Source organism: Chthonobacter albigriseus (assembly GCF_013839445.1).
GTDB lineage: Bacteria > Pseudomonadota > Alphaproteobacteria > Rhizobiales > Pleomorphomonadaceae > Chthonobacter > Chthonobacter albigriseus.
On the sequence record NZ_JACDIT010000001.1, the window covers coordinates 1,659,375 to 1,673,942 of the forward strand.

A 14,568-nucleotide genomic window follows, 5' to 3' on the forward strand; every position below is an offset into this window, starting at 1 on the left:
GCCCGCAACCGCACGCGGCCGATCAGCGCTTCCTGCCGGCCACGGCGGTGTTCGCCACAGGTCGGAAGTCGCCGTTCACCGCGAGGCTGTCACCCCTGTGACCGAAACAACCGTCCCCAATGCAGCCGGCATGGACAACGGAGAAATGGCGGAGAGGGAGGGATTCGAACCCCCGATACCCTTGCGAGTATGCCGCATTTCGAGTGCGGTGCATTCAACCACTCTGCCACCTCTCCGCGGTGCCGAGGTGATGTATTACTCGGTTGAAGGCGGCGCGGACCATAACCGTGGTCGGGGGTGGGTTCAAGGGGCGTAGCCGGAAAAAGACGGTGCCGCGAGGCTGGCCGCCGCGGCGGCGATCCCCGGGCGGCGCGCAGGCCCCGGTCGGCGCAGCGCGCCCGGCCCGGCGACGTGGGGTTGTGGCTGTCAGGTCCTGTCAGCAACGGCGGTCTGCCGGGCGCTTTTTGCCCCGCGCGCGTTGACTTCGCGGGCACGAAGCGTGTACAAGGCGCCGCATCGTGGATAAGGGCGGGACTCTCGCCTTTGCCTTCGCTGTCCGAGGCCCTGCTTTCGCTCGCGAAAGCTGTGGGGCGCATGCAACCGATCCGCAAGCCGGATCGTCCTGCGCTCCGCCCATCAAGTTCGCCGGTCCGCGTCAAGCGCGACGACGACGCCACAGGACGTGTCGGTATCTGCGCAATTCCAAGCCACGGGGCGCAAAGCACCGGGCCAAGAACGACCAAGAAGGACTGGTACGACCATGTTCGCAGTGATCAAGACCGGCGGCAAGCAATACAAGGTTGCCCCGAACGACGTGTTGCAGATCGAGAAGCTCGAGGCTGATGCCGGCGCCACCGTGACCTTCGACGAGGTCCTCATGGTGTCGGGCGACGCGGGCGTGTCCGTCGGTGCGCCGACCGTCGCCGGCGCCACCGTGACCGCCGAGATCGTCGAGCAGACCCGCGGCCCGAAGGTGATCTCCTTCAAGAAGCGGCGCCGGCAGAATTCCAAGCGCAAGCGCGGACATCGCCAGCTGCTCACCGTTGTGAAGATCACCGGCATCAACGCCGCCTGACCCTTTCGACCGCGGCCGGAAACGCCGCGACGATGAACTGCATACAGCGCCCGCGCGGGCGTCGAGCCTGAAACCGGCTCCTCCCGCGGCGGACCGAACGAACTGAAGGAGTAGTTCCATGGCTCACAAGAAAGCAGGCGGCTCGTCCCGCAACGGCCGCGATACGGCCGGCCGCCGCCTCGGCGTCAAGAAGTTCGGCGGCGAAGCCGTCATCCCGGGCAACATCATCGTCCGCCAGCGCGGCACGAAGTGGCATCCCGGCCAGAATGTCGGCCTCGGCGTAGATCACACGATCTTCTCCCTCGTTGAAGGCAAGGTGGCCTTCGCAACCAAGTCGAACGGACGAGTCTACGTGTCCGTTCTCCCGACGACGATGGCAGCCGCAGAGTAAGCCGGAATGGTCTTCAAGCGGCCTGCCGGCGTCCCACGGACCCGGCGGATCGCTCAAGGTCGAGAGCGTCGCGAGGGGAGGTGGGATGCCACCTCCCCTCTTCGTTTCTCGACCGAAGGACCCAACCGATGGCACAGGATCTTGGCGGACGCGACGAATTCGAGAGCATAGTCGGCGAGGCCGGCGATCGGTCGCTTGCTCGACCCTTCCATGGCCTCGTTCTGGAGACGCGCCGGCTGGTGCTCCGGGCACCGATGCCGGCCGACGCGCCGGCGGTGGCCGAGCTCGCCGACAGCGCGAAAGTGGCGCAGAACCTGGTCGGCATGCCGCATCCCTACCGCCTGAAGGATGCGCTCGACTGGATCGAGGAAGCCGCGCCGGACGATGGCCAGAAGCATCTGGTCTGCCTCAAGAGCCCGGCGAGCGCGCCCGTTCCGATCGGCGCCGCGACTCTGGACTACCGGCGCGGAGCCAAGCTGCCGACCCTCGGCTGCTGGCTGGGCGAGGCCTGGTGGGGCCGAGAATACGCGACCGAGGCGGCCCATGCGGTGATCGACTTCGCCTTCCTGCACCAGGGCCACGACAAGCTGTCGTTCACCTGCCGCGTCACCAACACCGCTGGAAGGCGCTTGATCGAAAAGTGCGGATTTCAGATGGTTGCGCAGGAGCTTGGCCATTCCACCTTCTTCAATGCGGTGGTACCGGTCGACAGGTTCCAGCTGGACCGCCGCACCTGGGCGAGCCTCAGGCGTTGGGAGCCGCTTCGCCTCGGCAGTCTCGACCGCAGCGCGCTGGCCGGATTGGACGAATAGCGGGGCCGCTGGCCGGGGAGCAGGTGGGTGCCATGGAACGGGGAGAGCGAGGCGTGGTCGAGGTGATACGGGCGCCCTATCTGGACGTGCGGATTCCGACCCGTCGCCTCGTTCTGCGTCCGATCACGGCGGCCGACGTGCCGGCGCTGGCCACCCATCTCGCCGACCTTGAAGTGACGCGCTGGCTTGCGCGCGTACCTCACCCCTACGGCCTGACGGAAGCCCGCGCCTTCGTCGACCACGTCCGGCTGGCCGCGGTCGCCGGCACCGCGGTCACCCTGGCGCTGGTGCCGAAGTCCGCTGGCGAGGCGGAGCCGGCGATCGGTGTGGTCGCCATCCACGGTCTCGACGCGGGGCCCGAGTTCGGCTACTGGCTCGGCAAGACCTGGTGGGGCCAGGGGCTGATGACCGAGGCCGTCCAGTCCGCCCTCGCCTGGATCTTCGCGCACCTGCGGGTCGACGACATCGCCAGCGGGGCCTTCGTCGGCAACGACGCCTCGTTGCGCATCCAGAGCCGCTTCGGCTTCCAGGTCGTCGGCCGCAGCCGACGCGAATGCCAGGCCCTCGGCCGTGATCTGGAGCATGTCGACACCCGGCTCACCCGCAATTCCTTTCTCGTCGGGCCATGACCTCCGCCGGCCGTTGCGCGTCCGGCGGTTCTGTCCCATGAGTAACCCGACCGGCCGCAGTCGCGGCCAAGAGACGATACGATGAAGTTCCTGGATCAGGCCAAGGTCTACATTCGCTCCGGCGACGGCGGCGCCGGCGCGGTTTCCTTTCGCCGCGAGAAGTTCATCGAGTTCGGCGGGCCGGACGGTGGCGACGGCGGCCGCGGCGGCGATGTCTGGGCCGAATGCGTGGAAGGCCTCAACACGCTGATCGACTACCGTTACCAGCAGCACTTCAAGGCGAAGACCGGTGTCCACGGCATGGGCCGCAACCGGCACGGCGCCAAGGGCGCGGACATCGTTCTGAAGGTGCCCAAGGGTACCGAGATCCTTGACGAGGACGGCGAGACCCTGATCGCCGACCTGACCGAGGTGGGCCAGCGGTTGCTTTTGGCCAAGGGCGGCAACGGCGGCTTCGGCAACGCCTACTTCAAGACGTCGACGAACCAGGCCCCTCGCCGCGCCAACCCGGGCCTGCCGGGCGAGGAGCGCTGGATCTGGCTGCGTCTCAAGCTGATCGCAGACGCCGGCCTGATCGGTCTGCCCAACGCCGGCAAGTCTACCTTCCTTGCCCGTACCACGTCGGCCAAGCCCAAGATCGCCGACTATCCCTTCACCACCCTGCATCCCGGTCTGGGCGTCGTACGTTTCTCCAACCGCGAGTTCGTGCTCGCCGACATCCCCGGCCTGATCGAGGGCGCGCACGAGGGAACCGGCCTCGGCGACCGCTTCCTCGGCCACGTCGAGCGCTGCGGCGTGCTTCTGCACCTCGTCGACGCCGGCCAGGACGACGTCGCCGACGCCTACCGGATCGTGCGCGGCGAACTGGAGGCCTACGGCGGCGGCCTCGACGAGAAGCCCGAGATCGTCGCGCTCTCCAAGATCGACACCGTCGACGCCGACACGTTGAAGGCCAAGGCCAAGGCGTTGAAGAAGGTCGCCGGGCGCGAACCCCTGAAGCTGTCGGCCGCGACAGGTGAAGGCGTGGAGAAGGCGCTGCAGACCATGTGGCGCACCATCGAAGGCCATCGCGCAGAGGAGGAGGGTGAGGCTTCGCCCGTCTCGGCTCCGGAGACCTGGAAGCCATGAGCACCATGGAACGCGAACCCGCGACCCTCGCCTCCATGAACGGACGGCTCGGCGCCTACCGCCGGGTGGTGGTGAAGATCGGCTCCGCGCTGCTCGTGGAGGGGCGCTCCGGTGTCCTGAAACGCGCCTGGATGGCCTCGATCGCCGAGGATGTCGCCCGGCTGGCCGCCGGGGGCGCTGACGTTCTGCTGGTGTCCTCCGGCGCGATCGCCATGGGCCGCGGCGTGCTCGGCCTGCCGAAGGGCCGGCTGAAACTGGAGGAGAGCCAGGCCGCCGCCGCCGTCGGCCAGATCGCGCTTGCGCGTGCCTGGGCGGAAGCGCTGGGCGCCCACGGCCTGACCGCCGGCCAGATCCTGCTGACGCTCGGCGACACCGAGGAGCGCCGCCGTTATCTGAACGGCCGCGCCACCATCGGCACCCTCCTGGAGAAGCGGGCGATCCCGGTCATCAACGAGAACGACACGGTCGCGACCTCGGAGATCCGCTACGGCGACAACGACCGCCTCGCCGCCCGCGTTGCCGCCATGATGGGCGCCGACCTCCTCGTCCTGCTTTCGGACATCGACGGCCTCTACACTGCCCCGCCCAACGACGACCCGGATGCCCGGCTGATCCCCGTTGTCGATCGCATCACGCCGGAGATCGAGGCGATGGCGGGCGCTGCCGGCTCCGAGCTCTCGCGCGGCGGCATGAAGACCAAGATCGAGGCCGGCAAGATGGCGACCGTCGCGGGCACCGCGATGATCATCGCCTCCGGCAAGATCCTGAACCCGCTCGCCGCCGTCGACGCCGGCGGCACCCATACGCTGTTCCATGCCGAGGCCAACCCGGTCACCGCGCGCAAGGCCTGGATCGCCGGTCATCTCGAACCGCGCGGCACCTTGACCCTCGACGCCGGCGCCGTCCGCGCCCTGCGCCAGGGCCGGAGCCTGCTGCCGGCCGGCGTTACTGCCGTGGCAGGGCGCTTCGGCCGCGGCGACGCCGTCCGCGTTCTCGGCCCGGACGGTCTGGAGATCGCCCGCGGCCTCGTCGCCTACGACGCCGATGACGCCGATCGCATCCGCGGCCGCAACTCCTCAGCCATCGAGGAGATTCTCGGCCTGCCCGGCCGCGCCGAGATGATCCACCGCGACGACCTCGTCCTGAAGGGCGAGGTCGGACCGGCTTCCTGACGACGAGAGCCGCGCCGCCCCTCCCCCGGGGCCTGCGAAGCGGCCGAGCATACGGGATGAACGCGTAATGCTGCACATGAACCCCGAAACGGCAGAGCACCTCGCCGAGACGATGCGCGACATCGGCCGGCGCGCCCGGGCTGCCGCCCGCCGGCTTGCGACCGCAACCGGCGCCGAGAAGGCGGCCGCGCTGCGGGCGATGGCGGCGGCGGTGCGGCGACGGACGCCGGAGATCCTGGCGGCCAACGCCATCGACATCGCGGAAATGAAGACCGGCGGCCAGGCGGCCTCCTTCCTCGACCGCGGCACGCTGACCGAGGCACGCGTGGCGGACATCGCCAAGGCACTCGACGAGATCGCGGCGCTCCCCGATCCGGTCGGCCGCGTACTTGCGGCCTGGGAGCGGCCGAACGGTCTCAAGATCGAGCGGGTCGCCACCCCGCTCGGCGTGATCGGCATCATCTACGAGAGCCGGCCCAACGTCACCGCCGACGCCGGCGGCCTGTCGCTGATGGCCGGCAACGCGGCGATCCTGCGCTGCGGCTCCGACAGCCACGCCTCGTCCACCGCCATCCTGGAGGCGCTGCACGAGGGCCTCGCCGAATCCGGCCTGCCGGAGGACGCCATCCAGCTCGTCCCGACCAGGGACAGGGCCGCCGTCGGGCTGATGCTGGGCGGCCTGGACGGGTGCATCGACGTCATCGTCCCGCGCGGCGGCAAGAGCCTCGTCGCCCGTGTCCAGTCCGAGGCGCGGGTCCCGGTCTTCGCCCACCTGGAGGGGATCTGCCACGTCTACGTGGACAAGGCCGCCGACCTCGACATGGCGATCGCCATCACCGTCAACGCCAAGCTGCGCCGCACCGGCGTCTGCGGCTCCGCCGAGACGCTCCTGGTCGACCGCGCCGTGGCGGGCACCCACCTCGTGCCGATCCTTGCCGCCCTCGCCGCGAGGGGTTGCGAGATCCGGGCCACCAACGAGATCCGCGCACTCTACCCCGATGCGGTACCGGCGGTGGATGCCGACTGGTCGACCGAGTACCTCGACGCGATCATCGCGGTGAAGCTGGTGGACGGCGTGGAGGAGGCGATCGAGCACGTCGAGACCTTCGGCTCCCACCACACCGAATCCATCGTCACCGAGGATGCCGCAGCCGCCGAGCGCTTCCTCAACGGCATCGACAGCGCCATCGTCATGCACAACGCCTCCACCCAGTTCGCCGACGGCGGCGAGTTCGGCATGGGCGCGGAGATCGGCATCGCCACCGGCAAGATGCATGCGCGGGGCCCGGTCGGCGTGGAGCAGCTGACCAGCTTCAAGTACCGCGTCCGCGGCACCGGCCAGCTGCGGCCGTGACGACTCGGAAACCCGCCCGCCCGGCCATGCCGCCCGCCCGGCCGGGCATGACGGTCGGCCTTTTCGGCGGCTCCTTCGACCCGCCGCACGAAGGCCACCGCCACGCCAGCCTCACCGCCATCCGGCGGCTCGGCCTTGATCGGGTGTGGTGGCTGGTGACCCCCGGCAACCCGCTGAAGGATGTCGGCCGCCTGCCCCCGATCGCCGACCGCGTCGCCGCCGCCGCCCGCTTTGCCCGCCACCCGCGGGTGGTCGTCACCGACCTGGAAGCCCGCCTCGGCACCCGCTGGACCGAGGACCTGGTCGAGGCTCTGACCCGCCTGCGGCCGGACCTGCGCTTCGTGCTGGTGATCGGCGCCGACAACTGGGCGACCTTCCACCGTTGGGGCGGCTGGCGGCGGATCGCCTCGCGCATGCCGATCGCGGTCGTCGACCGGCCCGGCGCCACCTTTCGCGCGCTCTCCTCCCCGGCCGCCCGGGCTTTCGCCGAGCGCCGCCTGCCGGAGTCCGACGCGCGCCGCCTGCCGTTCCAGGCCGCGCCAGCGTGGGTATTTCTGACGGGACACCGCGTGCCGATCTCGTCCACCATGCTGCGCGCGGCACGCTCCAACGCGGGGGCGCCTCCCATTCCGAGCGCACCGTCTTGAAATCGTTGCCCATCGGGCCCTATTCTAAGGCAAGCGCGAGGATGCGCTTGAAGCACGGCGTTGTGACGTAGGCCTCCCTTGGAGTGGTTCAAGGTGGTACGACACCCGTTGAAGACGAGAGAGAGGTACACCCCCTGAGTATGACTCCTTCCGTGGAGGGCGCGGTGCTCCGCGCGCCTCAGACTCCGGCTATTGCCGCTGAGACCGCGCGCAATGGGGAGTCCCCAGTGACGGCCCTTCTGGCCGCCGTCCTCACCAGCCTTGACGATTCGAAGGCCGAGGACACCGTCGCGATCGACATCACGGGCAAGACGCCCATCGCCGACCACATGGTGGTCTGCTCGGGCCGGTCCCATCGCCACGTCGGCGCCATCGCGGATCATCTCCTGAAGGATCTGAAGGAAGCCGGCTTCGGCACCGCCACGGTCGAGGGCCTGACCGCCTGCGACTGGGTGCTGATCGACACCGGCGACGTGATCGTGCACGTCTTCCGCCCGGAAGTCCGCCAGTTCTACAACCTGGAAAAGATGTGGGCGGCCGACCATGCGCCCGCGCGCGCCCACGGCTGACCGGCCGGCAGGGACGATATGAAGATAGCGATCCATGCCGTCGGCCGGCTTAAATCCGGCCCGGAACGGGACCTTGCGGACCGCTATCTGGATCGCGCCGCCAAGAGCGGACGCGCCCTCGGCATAACCGCCGTGACGGTGCGCGAGATCGGAGAAAGCCGCGCCGCCCGCCCCGACGCCCGCAAGGACGAGGAGGCGGCCGAACTGCTGTCCGCCCTTCCCGACGGCGCCCTTGTTATCGCCCTCGACGAACGCGGCGAGGCCCCGTCCAGCGACGACTTCGCCCGCCTGATCGGGGAGGCGCGCGACCGTTCCGTCCCCGCTGTTGTGCTCCTCATCGGCGGGCCGGACGGCCACGGCGCCGCCGCGCTCGACCGGGCCGGCCGGCGGATTTCCTTCGGCCGCATGACCTGGCCGCATCAGATCGTCCGGATCCTAGCCGCCGAGCAGGTCTACCGGGCCCTCACCATCCTTGGCGGGCATCCCTACCATCGCGCTTGACGAACCGGTCCGGGAAAGGTTGACGAATTCTTAAACGGACGGGCATTAGCGTCTTGCTCCGTCGATCTCAGCGGGACGTTGGGCCGGGCCGCGCTACCGTGTGGCGAAGCCGGCGGTCTCGGGCTACCGTCGACGCACACAGTGAAAGCCGAACCGCCGCCGATGGGTCGTCCCGACCGTGCCCGCTCCAGACCGTTGCCCCTGCTGGCGCTGACCGCCCTGGCAGGCCTTCTCGTCATGCCCGCGGCTTTCGGCCAGGAGATCCCGCAAGACACCACGGCGCCAGGCGGGGCGACGGTGGTGGTGCCCTCCCCGTCGGCGGGCGGCGATCCGACCGACCCCGACGTCATCGAGGCGGAGCGCGCGTTGAAGGGGGCCGAACTGGAGGCCATCCGCCGCGACATGGAGATCTCCTCCACCCGACAGGCCGAGATCGAAGCCGAGATCGCCGCGATGGAGGACGACCGCGCCACGCTGAACGCCAAGCTTCTCGAGGTCGCCGCGCGGGTGCAGGCGCTGGAGGGATCGATCACCGAGACCGAGAGCCGCCTCGCCAAGCTGGTGACGGAGGAGACAGCGATACGCGTCCGCCTGGCCGGCCGGCGCGACGTGCTCGCCGAGGTGCTGGCAGCCGCCCAGCGGATCGGCCGTCGTCCGCCTCCGGCGCTTGTCGTCAAGCCCGAGGACGCCGTCGGAGCGGTCCGTTCGGCCATCCTGCTCGGTGCGGTGATGCCTGAACTGCGCGTGGAGGCAGAAGCACTGGCGGCCGATCTGTCAGCCCTTGTCGATGTGCGCGCGCGTGCCGAGGCGGAACGCGATGGTCTGCGCACCGAAGCGTCGCGCTTTGCCGAGGATCAGGAACGCCTGTCGCTCCTCCTCGACGAGAAGGCCGCCACCTCCGCAACGCGGACCGCTGCGCTGGAGTCCGAACGGGTGAAGGCCGGCGAACTGGCGAATCGGGCACGCTCTCTCGAAGAGTTGATCGGCACGATGGAGAAGAACCTGGAGGGTGCGCGCAAGGCGGCGGAAGCGGCAGCGGAAGCGGCGCGCTTGGCCCGTCCTCCCCCCACTGACACCGGGCGATTGCAACCGGCCATGGCCTTCACGGAAGCCAAGGGACAGCTGTCCCTGCCGGTTCGAGGCGTGGAAATCCAGCAATTCGGCGACGACAACGGCGTCGGCGGGCAAACCCAGGGCGTCTCCGTCGCGACCCGTGCGGGTGCCCGGGTGACGTCGATCAGCGACGGGTGGGTGGTGTTTGCCGGTCCTTTCCGCTCTTATGGGCAACTCTTGATCCTGAACGCCGGCGACGGATATCATGTAGTCCTAGCTGGGATGGAAAGGATCGACGTGGAACTCGGCCAATTCGTCCTCGCCGGTGAACCTGTCGGCGTGATGGGAAACCAAAGGCTGGCGAGTACGGCGGCCCCGGACGCGAGCTTTTCGCAGCCGGTGCTCTATATCGAGTTTCGCAAAGATGGCGCTTCGATCGACCCAGCCCCGTGGTGGGCGGCGTCGCAGGATCGGAAGGTTCGCGGATGATCAGAAAACTATCGCTTCTCGCGGCCGGCGCCTGCATGGGCGCCGCCGTCACTATCGTCTCCGGCACGGGACAGTTGCCCGGCCTGAGCACGGCCGTCGCGGCCAGCGCGGACACCTACCGGCAGCTCAACCTGTTCGGTGACGTGTTCGAGCGGATTCGCGCCGACTATGTCGAGGAACCCGAGGAATCGGCGCTGATCGAGGCGGCCATCAACGGCATGCTGACCTCGCTCGATCCGCACTCCAGCTACATGAGCCCCAAGAACTTCCAGGACATGCAGGTCCAGACGAAGGGCGAGTTCGGCGGCCTCGGCATCGAGGTCACCATGGAGGAGGGGATCGTCAAGGTCGTCACCCCCATCGACGACACGCCCGCGGCGCGGGCCGGCGTCCTGGCGGGCGATCTGATCGTCGGCCTCGACGGCGAGCAGGTCCAGGGCATGACCCTGCAGCAGGCCGTGGAGAAGATGCGCGGCCCGGTCAACACGCCGATCATGCTGTCGGTGCAGCGCCAGGGCTCGGACAAGCCGATCGAGATCAAGGTCGTCCGCGACGTGATCCGCATCCAGTCGGTGCGCTCGCGCGTGGAGGGCGACATCGGCTACATCCGCGTCACCCAGTTCACCGAGCAGACCTTCGAAGGCTTGAAGAATGCCATCGACAGGATCGAGAAGGACGTCCCGGCCGACAAGCTGAAGGGCTTCGTCCTCGATCTGCGCAACAACCCGGGCGGCCTCCTGGACCAGGCGATCGCCGTGTCCGACGCCTTCCTGGACAAGGGGGAAATCGTCTCCACCCGCGGCCGCCACGAGAACGAGACCCGTCGCTACTCCGCCCGTTCGGGTGACCTGACCGGCGCCAAGCCCGTCATCGTCCTTGTCAACGGCGGGTCTGCCTCGGCCTCCGAGATCGTGTCGGGCGCCCTGCAGGACCACCGCCGGGCGACCATCGTCGGCACCCGGTCCTTCGGCAAGGGCTCCGTCCAGACCATCATCCCGCTCGGCCAGAACGGGGCGATCCGCCTGACCACGGCGCGCTACTACACGCCGTCCGGCACCTCCATCCAGGCCAAGGGCGTCACCCCGGACATCGAGGTGCTGCAGGAGCTGCCGCCGGAACTGCAGGACAAGGTGACCGAGACCAAGGGCGAAGCCGCCCTGCGCGGACACCTCAAGAACACCGATGTGGAGAAGGAGGAGTCGGGCTCCCAGGCCTACGTTCCGCCCGATCCGAAGGACGACAAGCAGCTCAACTACGCCTTCGACCTGCTCCGCGGGCTGCAGGCCAACAGCGCCTTCCCGCCGAGCCAGGAGAAGGCCGCTATCCCCAACTGAGGGCTGGCGAGAGCCGATACGGATGAGAGGCCGGGCCCGAAAGGCCCGGCCTCTTCTTTTCTGCCCCTTTCGATTCATGGGCAGGACCGTTGCGGGTAGAATCGGCCGCGAATCACCTAGCGGCGGGCCATGAGCGACCTCACCACTCCCCTCGGCGTCAAGCCACCCGACGCGAACCGGAAGAAACGGCCCTACGCCGTGGTGGCCGGCTCGTTCTCGGCCATCCTGGCGCTGCTCCTCGTCGTTTGGACTCTCCTCGTCGATGATCCCTTCGGCGGCGAGCCGACGGTGCTCTCCGCCATCGAGACCTCCGGGTCCGGGCAGGTCGGCCGCAAGGACATGACCGTGGTCGGCGTCAAGTCCGGCGCCGGCGAGATCCTGCCGCCGATCGGCTCCGACCCTCTGCCCGGCGAGGAGGCGGGCGGCTCACCCGGCGAGGAGACGATCGCCGGTGCGGAAGGCGAAGCGGCCGGCACGACCGTCACCGCCCCGAGCGCCTCCATCAAGGCCGTCGCGCTGTCCGTCGTCGCCGATCCCGAACTCATCGAGGAGACGCCGCACGGTCCGATCCCCAGGGTCAGCGACGCTGGGGTCCGCCCGATCGACGCCTATGCCCGGCCCTCGCCCGGCGTGGTCGGAACCTCGCCGCGCATCGCGCTGATCGTCGGCGGCCTCGGCCTGAGCCAGGCCGGCACGCAGGAAGCGATTCGCCAGCTGCCGCCGGAGGTCACGCTCGCATTCGCCCCCTACGGCGCCAGCCTCGAGCGCTGGGCGGCCAAGGCCCGCCAGGACGGCCACGAGCTGCTGCTGCAAGTACCGCTGGAGCCCTACGACTACCCGGACAACGACCCCGGCCCCCACACCCTGCTCACCTCGCTGACGGCGGCCAAGAACATCGACCGTCTCCACTACCTGATGAGCCGCTTCGGAACCTACGTCGGCGCTATCAGCTACATGGGCGCGCGCTTCACCGCGGAGGGCCCCGCCCTCGATCCGGTGATGGCCGAGTTCACCGCCCGCGGCCTGCTTTTCGTTGACGAGGGCACGTCGTCGCGCAGCGTCGCAGCCGCCGCGGCCAAGGCACAGGCCACGCCCTTCGCGGCCGGCGACATCGTCGTCGACGGAATTCCGGCTGAGAACGATATCGCCGGCCGCCTCGCCCAGCTTGAGCAGATGGCACGCACTCGCGGCGTCGCCGTCGGTACGGCCAGCGCTTTGCCGGTGTCCGTCAAGCTGATCGGCGAATGGGCCAAGGGCCTTGAGGCCCGCGGCATCACCCTGGTCCCGATCACCGCCGCCCAGCGCAAGCCGTGACGTCCTTGGGCCGAACGTGATACCGACGCGCAGACGTCGCCTGGAGGAACAGGAATGCCCGCCGACAAACACGCCGACCTGCCCTACCGGCCTTGCGTGGGCGTGATGCTTCTGAACTCCGCCGGCCTGGTCTGGATCGGCAACCGGATCGACAAGGCTGGCGACGGCGATGACGCCTGGCAGATGCCCCAGGGGGGCGTCGACCCCGGCGAGGATATTCTGGAAGCTGCAAGGCGTGAGCTCGCGGAGGAGACCAACGTCACCTCGGTCAGTGTGCTGGCCGAGGCACCGGACTGGTACGCCTACGATCTGCCCGAGGACCTCGCCAAGGAGAAGTTCAAGCGCAAGTGGCGCGGACAGACGCAGAAATGGTTCGCGTTTCGCTTCGAGGGCGACGAAGCCGAGATCGACATTGCCAATCCCGCTGGCAGCCACAAGCCGGAGTTCCGCGCCTGGCGCTGGGAGCGGATGGACCGCCTGCCGGAGCTGATCGTGCCGTTCAAGCGTCCGGTCTATGAGAAGGTCTGCGCCGCCTTCGCCCATCTGGTGGCCTGAGCATGACGGAGGATGTCTCGGACTGGCGGACCGGCCTACCCTTTCGGCCCAACGTCGGCATCTGCCTGATCGGCCGGTCCGGCCTGGTCTTCGCCGGCCACGTGTTTCCCAATCCCGACGGCTGGCCCGACCCGGAGCGGACAGCGCCTGGCGCCGACTGGTGCCTGCCCCAGGGCGGCATCGACCCCGGTGAGGACATCGCGGCTGCCGCGCGGCGCGAACTCTGGGAGGAGACCGGCATCACCTCGGCCACCTTGCTGCGCATCACCGAGGACTGGTGGAGCTACGAGTTCCCCGGCCGCGGCGCGCCGAGCCACAAGCTCCATCCCTTCCGCGGCCAGACCCAGCGCTGGGCCGCCTTCCGGTTCGACGGAGACGACGGCGAGGTGCGTGTCGACGCGCTCCACACCCATGAACCTGCCGAGTTCATGGAGTGGGCCTGGCGCCCCCTGTCGGATCTCCTGGAGGTCGGCATCGCCCACCGCCGCCCGACCTACGCCAGGGTGCTGGCTGCTTTCGCGGACCTGATCGCGCCATGACGGCGGAGCCGATCGTCCGCCACGCTCTCGGTGGCGCCACCTGGACCGCATGCCTGCTCGCAATCGTCCTGGGCGCCACCTGCAACCCCGTCCAGGCGGCGGATGGCACGTGGGCTCTCGCGGGCGAAGCGCCGCTCCTGACCCACTGGAACCGCCTGCACGGCGCGGCGCTGGCGCCGATCAGCCGGTCGCCGCCGTCCGGGGCGATCGTCCGCTCGGTCTCCTGGTCCTGGAACTACCCGGCCATGCCGGGCGCGATCACCGCCCGGATCTGCCTGGGGAACCGTTGCATCGAAACGGTGGAGCGCTCGGTCTTCGGCGACACGCGGCTCGCCGGCGTCATCCTGCCCGCCGTGCCCGCTTTCCAGATGCAGCCGGAGGGCCCTGCCGCGGAGGCTTTCGGTCCTGTGATCGGCGAACCCGTTACCCTCACCGTGGAATGGTCTACCGAATGAAAAAAGCCCCGGCATCCGCCAGGGCTTCCTGTCTTTGATACCGCACCGGGTCGGCTCACGCCGCGCGGAGGGCTTCCGCCACTTCGCGCAGCTGGGCCAGCCGCTGCTCCGCCTTGTGACGGGTCTCCGTCGACTTGGCGTCGGCGACGTCCTCCTCGGCGTTCTTGATCTCCTGGGCGATCGCGTCAGCCTTGAGCTCGGAAAGCGGCACCGCCTTTTCGGCGAGCACGGTCAGGCCGGCCGGGCTCACGTCGGCGAAACCGCCACGCACGAAGATCTTGCGGACCTCGGAGCCACGCTTCACCGTCAACACGCCGGCGCGCAGCGTGGACAGGAAGGGCGAGTGGTTGGCGAGCACGCCGAAGTCACCCTCGGTACCCGGCAGGTCGACCTGATCCACCTCTTCGGAGAGGACCAGACGCTCCGGGCTCACCAGTTCGAACTTGAACGACGCCATCGATCGGCTCTCCCACAGGGTCGCGCTTCAACCGGCGCGGACCCGGACCTGACGGACGCGAGGCGGACGCAGGGCCGCCCGCCTTCACCGGTGC

At 69.2% G+C, this 14,568-nt stretch carries 17 protein-coding genes and 1 tRNA gene; 16 read left to right on the forward strand and 2 right to left on the reverse strand.

The genetic code is table 11. The features are described from left to right. Positions 1 to 146: 146 nt before the first annotated feature. Positions 147 to 236: transfer RNA gene (locus HZ321_RS07505), tRNA-Ser, on the reverse strand. 524 nt (positions 237 to 760) lie between these two features. On the opposite strand from HZ321_RS07505, the gene rplU reads away from it, so the two are divergent. From rplU to HZ321_RS07585, 16 genes are all read left to right on the forward strand, one after another. Further along, on the forward strand, positions 761 to 1,075 hold the full coding sequence (rplU, locus tag HZ321_RS07510) for a 50S ribosomal protein L21 (protein WP_181701555.1): 315 nt from the start codon (positions 761 to 763) through the stop codon (positions 1,073 to 1,075). 118 nt (positions 1,076 to 1,193) lie between these two features. Then, a complete protein-coding gene (gene rpmA / locus HZ321_RS07515) occupies positions 1,194 to 1,466 on the forward strand; it encodes a 50S ribosomal protein L27 (RefSeq protein ID WP_181701556.1) in 273 nt (90 codons plus the stop codon). 128 nt (positions 1,467 to 1,594) lie between these two features. Continuing rightward, positions 1,595 to 2,278, forward strand: coding sequence for a GNAT family N-acetyltransferase (locus tag HZ321_RS07520; protein ID WP_181701557.1), 684 nt, complete (start codon positions 1,595 to 1,597; stop codon positions 2,276 to 2,278). Between the two features lie 53 nt (positions 2,279 to 2,331). Continuing rightward, positions 2,332 to 2,907: a GNAT family N-acetyltransferase gene (locus HZ321_RS07525; RefSeq protein ID WP_181701558.1), complete on the forward strand. Its 576-nt coding sequence runs from the start codon at positions 2,332 to 2,334 to the stop codon at positions 2,905 to 2,907. An 81-nt stretch (positions 2,908 to 2,988) separates the two neighbouring features. Then, positions 2,989 to 4,035, forward strand: a complete 1,047-nt coding sequence (gene obgE, locus HZ321_RS07530) for a GTPase ObgE (RefSeq protein WP_181701559.1) — start codon at positions 2,989 to 2,991, stop codon at positions 4,033 to 4,035. A 35-nt stretch (positions 4,036 to 4,070) separates the two neighbouring features. After that, positions 4,071 to 5,207 carry a glutamate 5-kinase gene (gene proB, locus HZ321_RS07535; RefSeq protein ID WP_181701790.1) on the forward strand — a complete coding sequence of 379 codons (1,137 nt, stop codon included), beginning with the start codon at positions 4,071 to 4,073 and terminating at the stop codon, positions 5,205 to 5,207. Between the two features lie 67 nt (positions 5,208 to 5,274). Next, on the forward strand, positions 5,275 to 6,561 hold the full coding sequence (locus HZ321_RS07540; protein WP_181701560.1) for a glutamate-5-semialdehyde dehydrogenase: 1,287 nt from the start codon (positions 5,275 to 5,277) through the stop codon (positions 6,559 to 6,561). Continuing rightward, positions 6,558 to 7,208, forward strand: coding sequence for a nicotinate-nucleotide adenylyltransferase (locus HZ321_RS07545; protein WP_342343820.1), 651 nt, complete (start codon positions 6,558 to 6,560; stop codon positions 7,206 to 7,208). The genes HZ321_RS07540 and HZ321_RS07545 overlap by 4 nt, the downstream gene beginning before the upstream one ends. Before the next feature lie 140 nt (positions 7,209 to 7,348). Further along, positions 7,349 to 7,777 carry a ribosome silencing factor gene (rsfS, locus tag HZ321_RS07550; RefSeq protein ID WP_181701561.1) on the forward strand — a complete coding sequence of 143 codons (429 nt, stop codon included), beginning with the start codon at positions 7,349 to 7,351 and terminating at the stop codon, positions 7,775 to 7,777. Positions 7,778 to 7,795: 18 nt separating this feature from the next. After that, a complete protein-coding gene (rlmH, locus tag HZ321_RS07555) occupies positions 7,796 to 8,278 on the forward strand; it encodes a 23S rRNA (pseudouridine(1915)-N(3))-methyltransferase RlmH (protein WP_181701562.1) in 483 nt (160 codons plus the stop codon). A gap of 162 nt (positions 8,279 to 8,440) precedes the next feature. Then, complete coding sequence (locus HZ321_RS07560) at positions 8,441 to 9,820, forward strand: murein hydrolase activator EnvC family protein (RefSeq protein ID WP_181701563.1); 1,380 nt, start codon at positions 8,441 to 8,443, stop codon at positions 9,818 to 9,820. Continuing rightward, positions 9,817 to 11,154 (forward strand): S41 family peptidase, encoded by a 1,338-nt coding sequence (locus HZ321_RS07565; RefSeq protein WP_181701564.1) that lies wholly within the window; start codon positions 9,817 to 9,819, stop codon positions 11,152 to 11,154. The genes HZ321_RS07560 and HZ321_RS07565 overlap by 4 nt, the downstream gene beginning before the upstream one ends. Positions 11,155 to 11,283: 129 nt before the next feature. After that, positions 11,284 to 12,468: a divergent polysaccharide deacetylase family protein gene (locus tag HZ321_RS07570; RefSeq protein ID WP_181701565.1), complete on the forward strand. Its 1,185-nt coding sequence runs from the start codon at positions 11,284 to 11,286 to the stop codon at positions 12,466 to 12,468. Positions 12,469 to 12,522: 54 nt separating this feature from the next. Beyond that, positions 12,523 to 13,023 carry an RNA pyrophosphohydrolase gene (locus HZ321_RS07575; RefSeq protein ID WP_181701566.1) on the forward strand — a complete coding sequence of 167 codons (501 nt, stop codon included), beginning with the start codon at positions 12,523 to 12,525 and terminating at the stop codon, positions 13,021 to 13,023. A gap of 2 nt (positions 13,024 to 13,025) precedes the next feature. Further along, a complete protein-coding gene (locus HZ321_RS07580) occupies positions 13,026 to 13,562 on the forward strand; it encodes an RNA pyrophosphohydrolase (RefSeq protein ID WP_181701567.1) in 537 nt (178 codons plus the stop codon). Beyond that, positions 13,559 to 14,017, forward strand: coding sequence for a flagellar protein FlhE (locus tag HZ321_RS07585; protein ID WP_181701568.1), 459 nt, complete (start codon positions 13,559 to 13,561; stop codon positions 14,015 to 14,017). The genes HZ321_RS07580 and HZ321_RS07585 overlap by 4 nt, the downstream gene beginning before the upstream one ends. Before the next feature lie 55 nt (positions 14,018 to 14,072). Here the strand turns inward: HZ321_RS07585 and HZ321_RS07590 are convergent, their stop codons facing one another. Beyond that, positions 14,073 to 14,474, reverse strand: coding sequence for a F0F1 ATP synthase subunit epsilon (locus HZ321_RS07590; protein ID WP_181701569.1), 402 nt, complete (start codon positions 14,472 to 14,474; stop codon positions 14,073 to 14,075). Between the last annotated feature and the right edge of the window lie 94 nt (positions 14,475 to 14,568).

Coding starts and splice junctions, on each gene's coding strand:
- rplU (WP_181701555.1), top strand. CDS start 761: ATGTTCGCAGTGATCAAGACCGGCGGCAAGCAATACAAGGTTGCCCCG.
- rpmA (WP_181701556.1), top strand. CDS start 1,194: ATGGCTCACAAGAAAGCAGGCGGCTCGTCCCGCAACGGCCGCGATACG.
- HZ321_RS07520 (WP_181701557.1), top strand. CDS start 1,595: ATGGCACAGGATCTTGGCGGACGCGACGAATTCGAGAGCATAGTCGGC.
- obgE (WP_181701559.1), top strand. CDS start 2,989: ATGAAGTTCCTGGATCAGGCCAAGGTCTACATTCGCTCCGGCGACGGC.
- proB (WP_181701790.1), top strand. CDS start 4,071: ATGAACGGACGGCTCGGCGCCTACCGCCGGGTGGTGGTGAAGATCGGC.
- HZ321_RS07540 (WP_181701560.1), top strand. CDS start 5,275: ATGCTGCACATGAACCCCGAAACGGCAGAGCACCTCGCCGAGACGATG.
- rsfS (WP_181701561.1), top strand. CDS start 7,349: ATGACTCCTTCCGTGGAGGGCGCGGTGCTCCGCGCGCCTCAGACTCCG.
- rlmH (WP_181701562.1), top strand. CDS start 7,796: ATGAAGATAGCGATCCATGCCGTCGGCCGGCTTAAATCCGGCCCGGAA.
- HZ321_RS07560 (WP_181701563.1), top strand. CDS start 8,441: ATGGGTCGTCCCGACCGTGCCCGCTCCAGACCGTTGCCCCTGCTGGCG.
- HZ321_RS07565 (WP_181701564.1), top strand. CDS start 9,817: ATGATCAGAAAACTATCGCTTCTCGCGGCCGGCGCCTGCATGGGCGCC.
- HZ321_RS07570 (WP_181701565.1), top strand. CDS start 11,284: ATGAGCGACCTCACCACTCCCCTCGGCGTCAAGCCACCCGACGCGAAC.
- HZ321_RS07575 (WP_181701566.1), top strand. CDS start 12,523: ATGCCCGCCGACAAACACGCCGACCTGCCCTACCGGCCTTGCGTGGGC.
- HZ321_RS07580 (WP_181701567.1), top strand. CDS start 13,026: ATGACGGAGGATGTCTCGGACTGGCGGACCGGCCTACCCTTTCGGCCC.
- HZ321_RS07585 (WP_181701568.1), top strand. CDS start 13,559: ATGACGGCGGAGCCGATCGTCCGCCACGCTCTCGGTGGCGCCACCTGG.
- HZ321_RS07590 (WP_181701569.1), bottom strand. CDS start 14,474: ATGGCGTCGTTCAAGTTCGAACTGGTGAGCCCGGAGCGTCTGGTCCTC.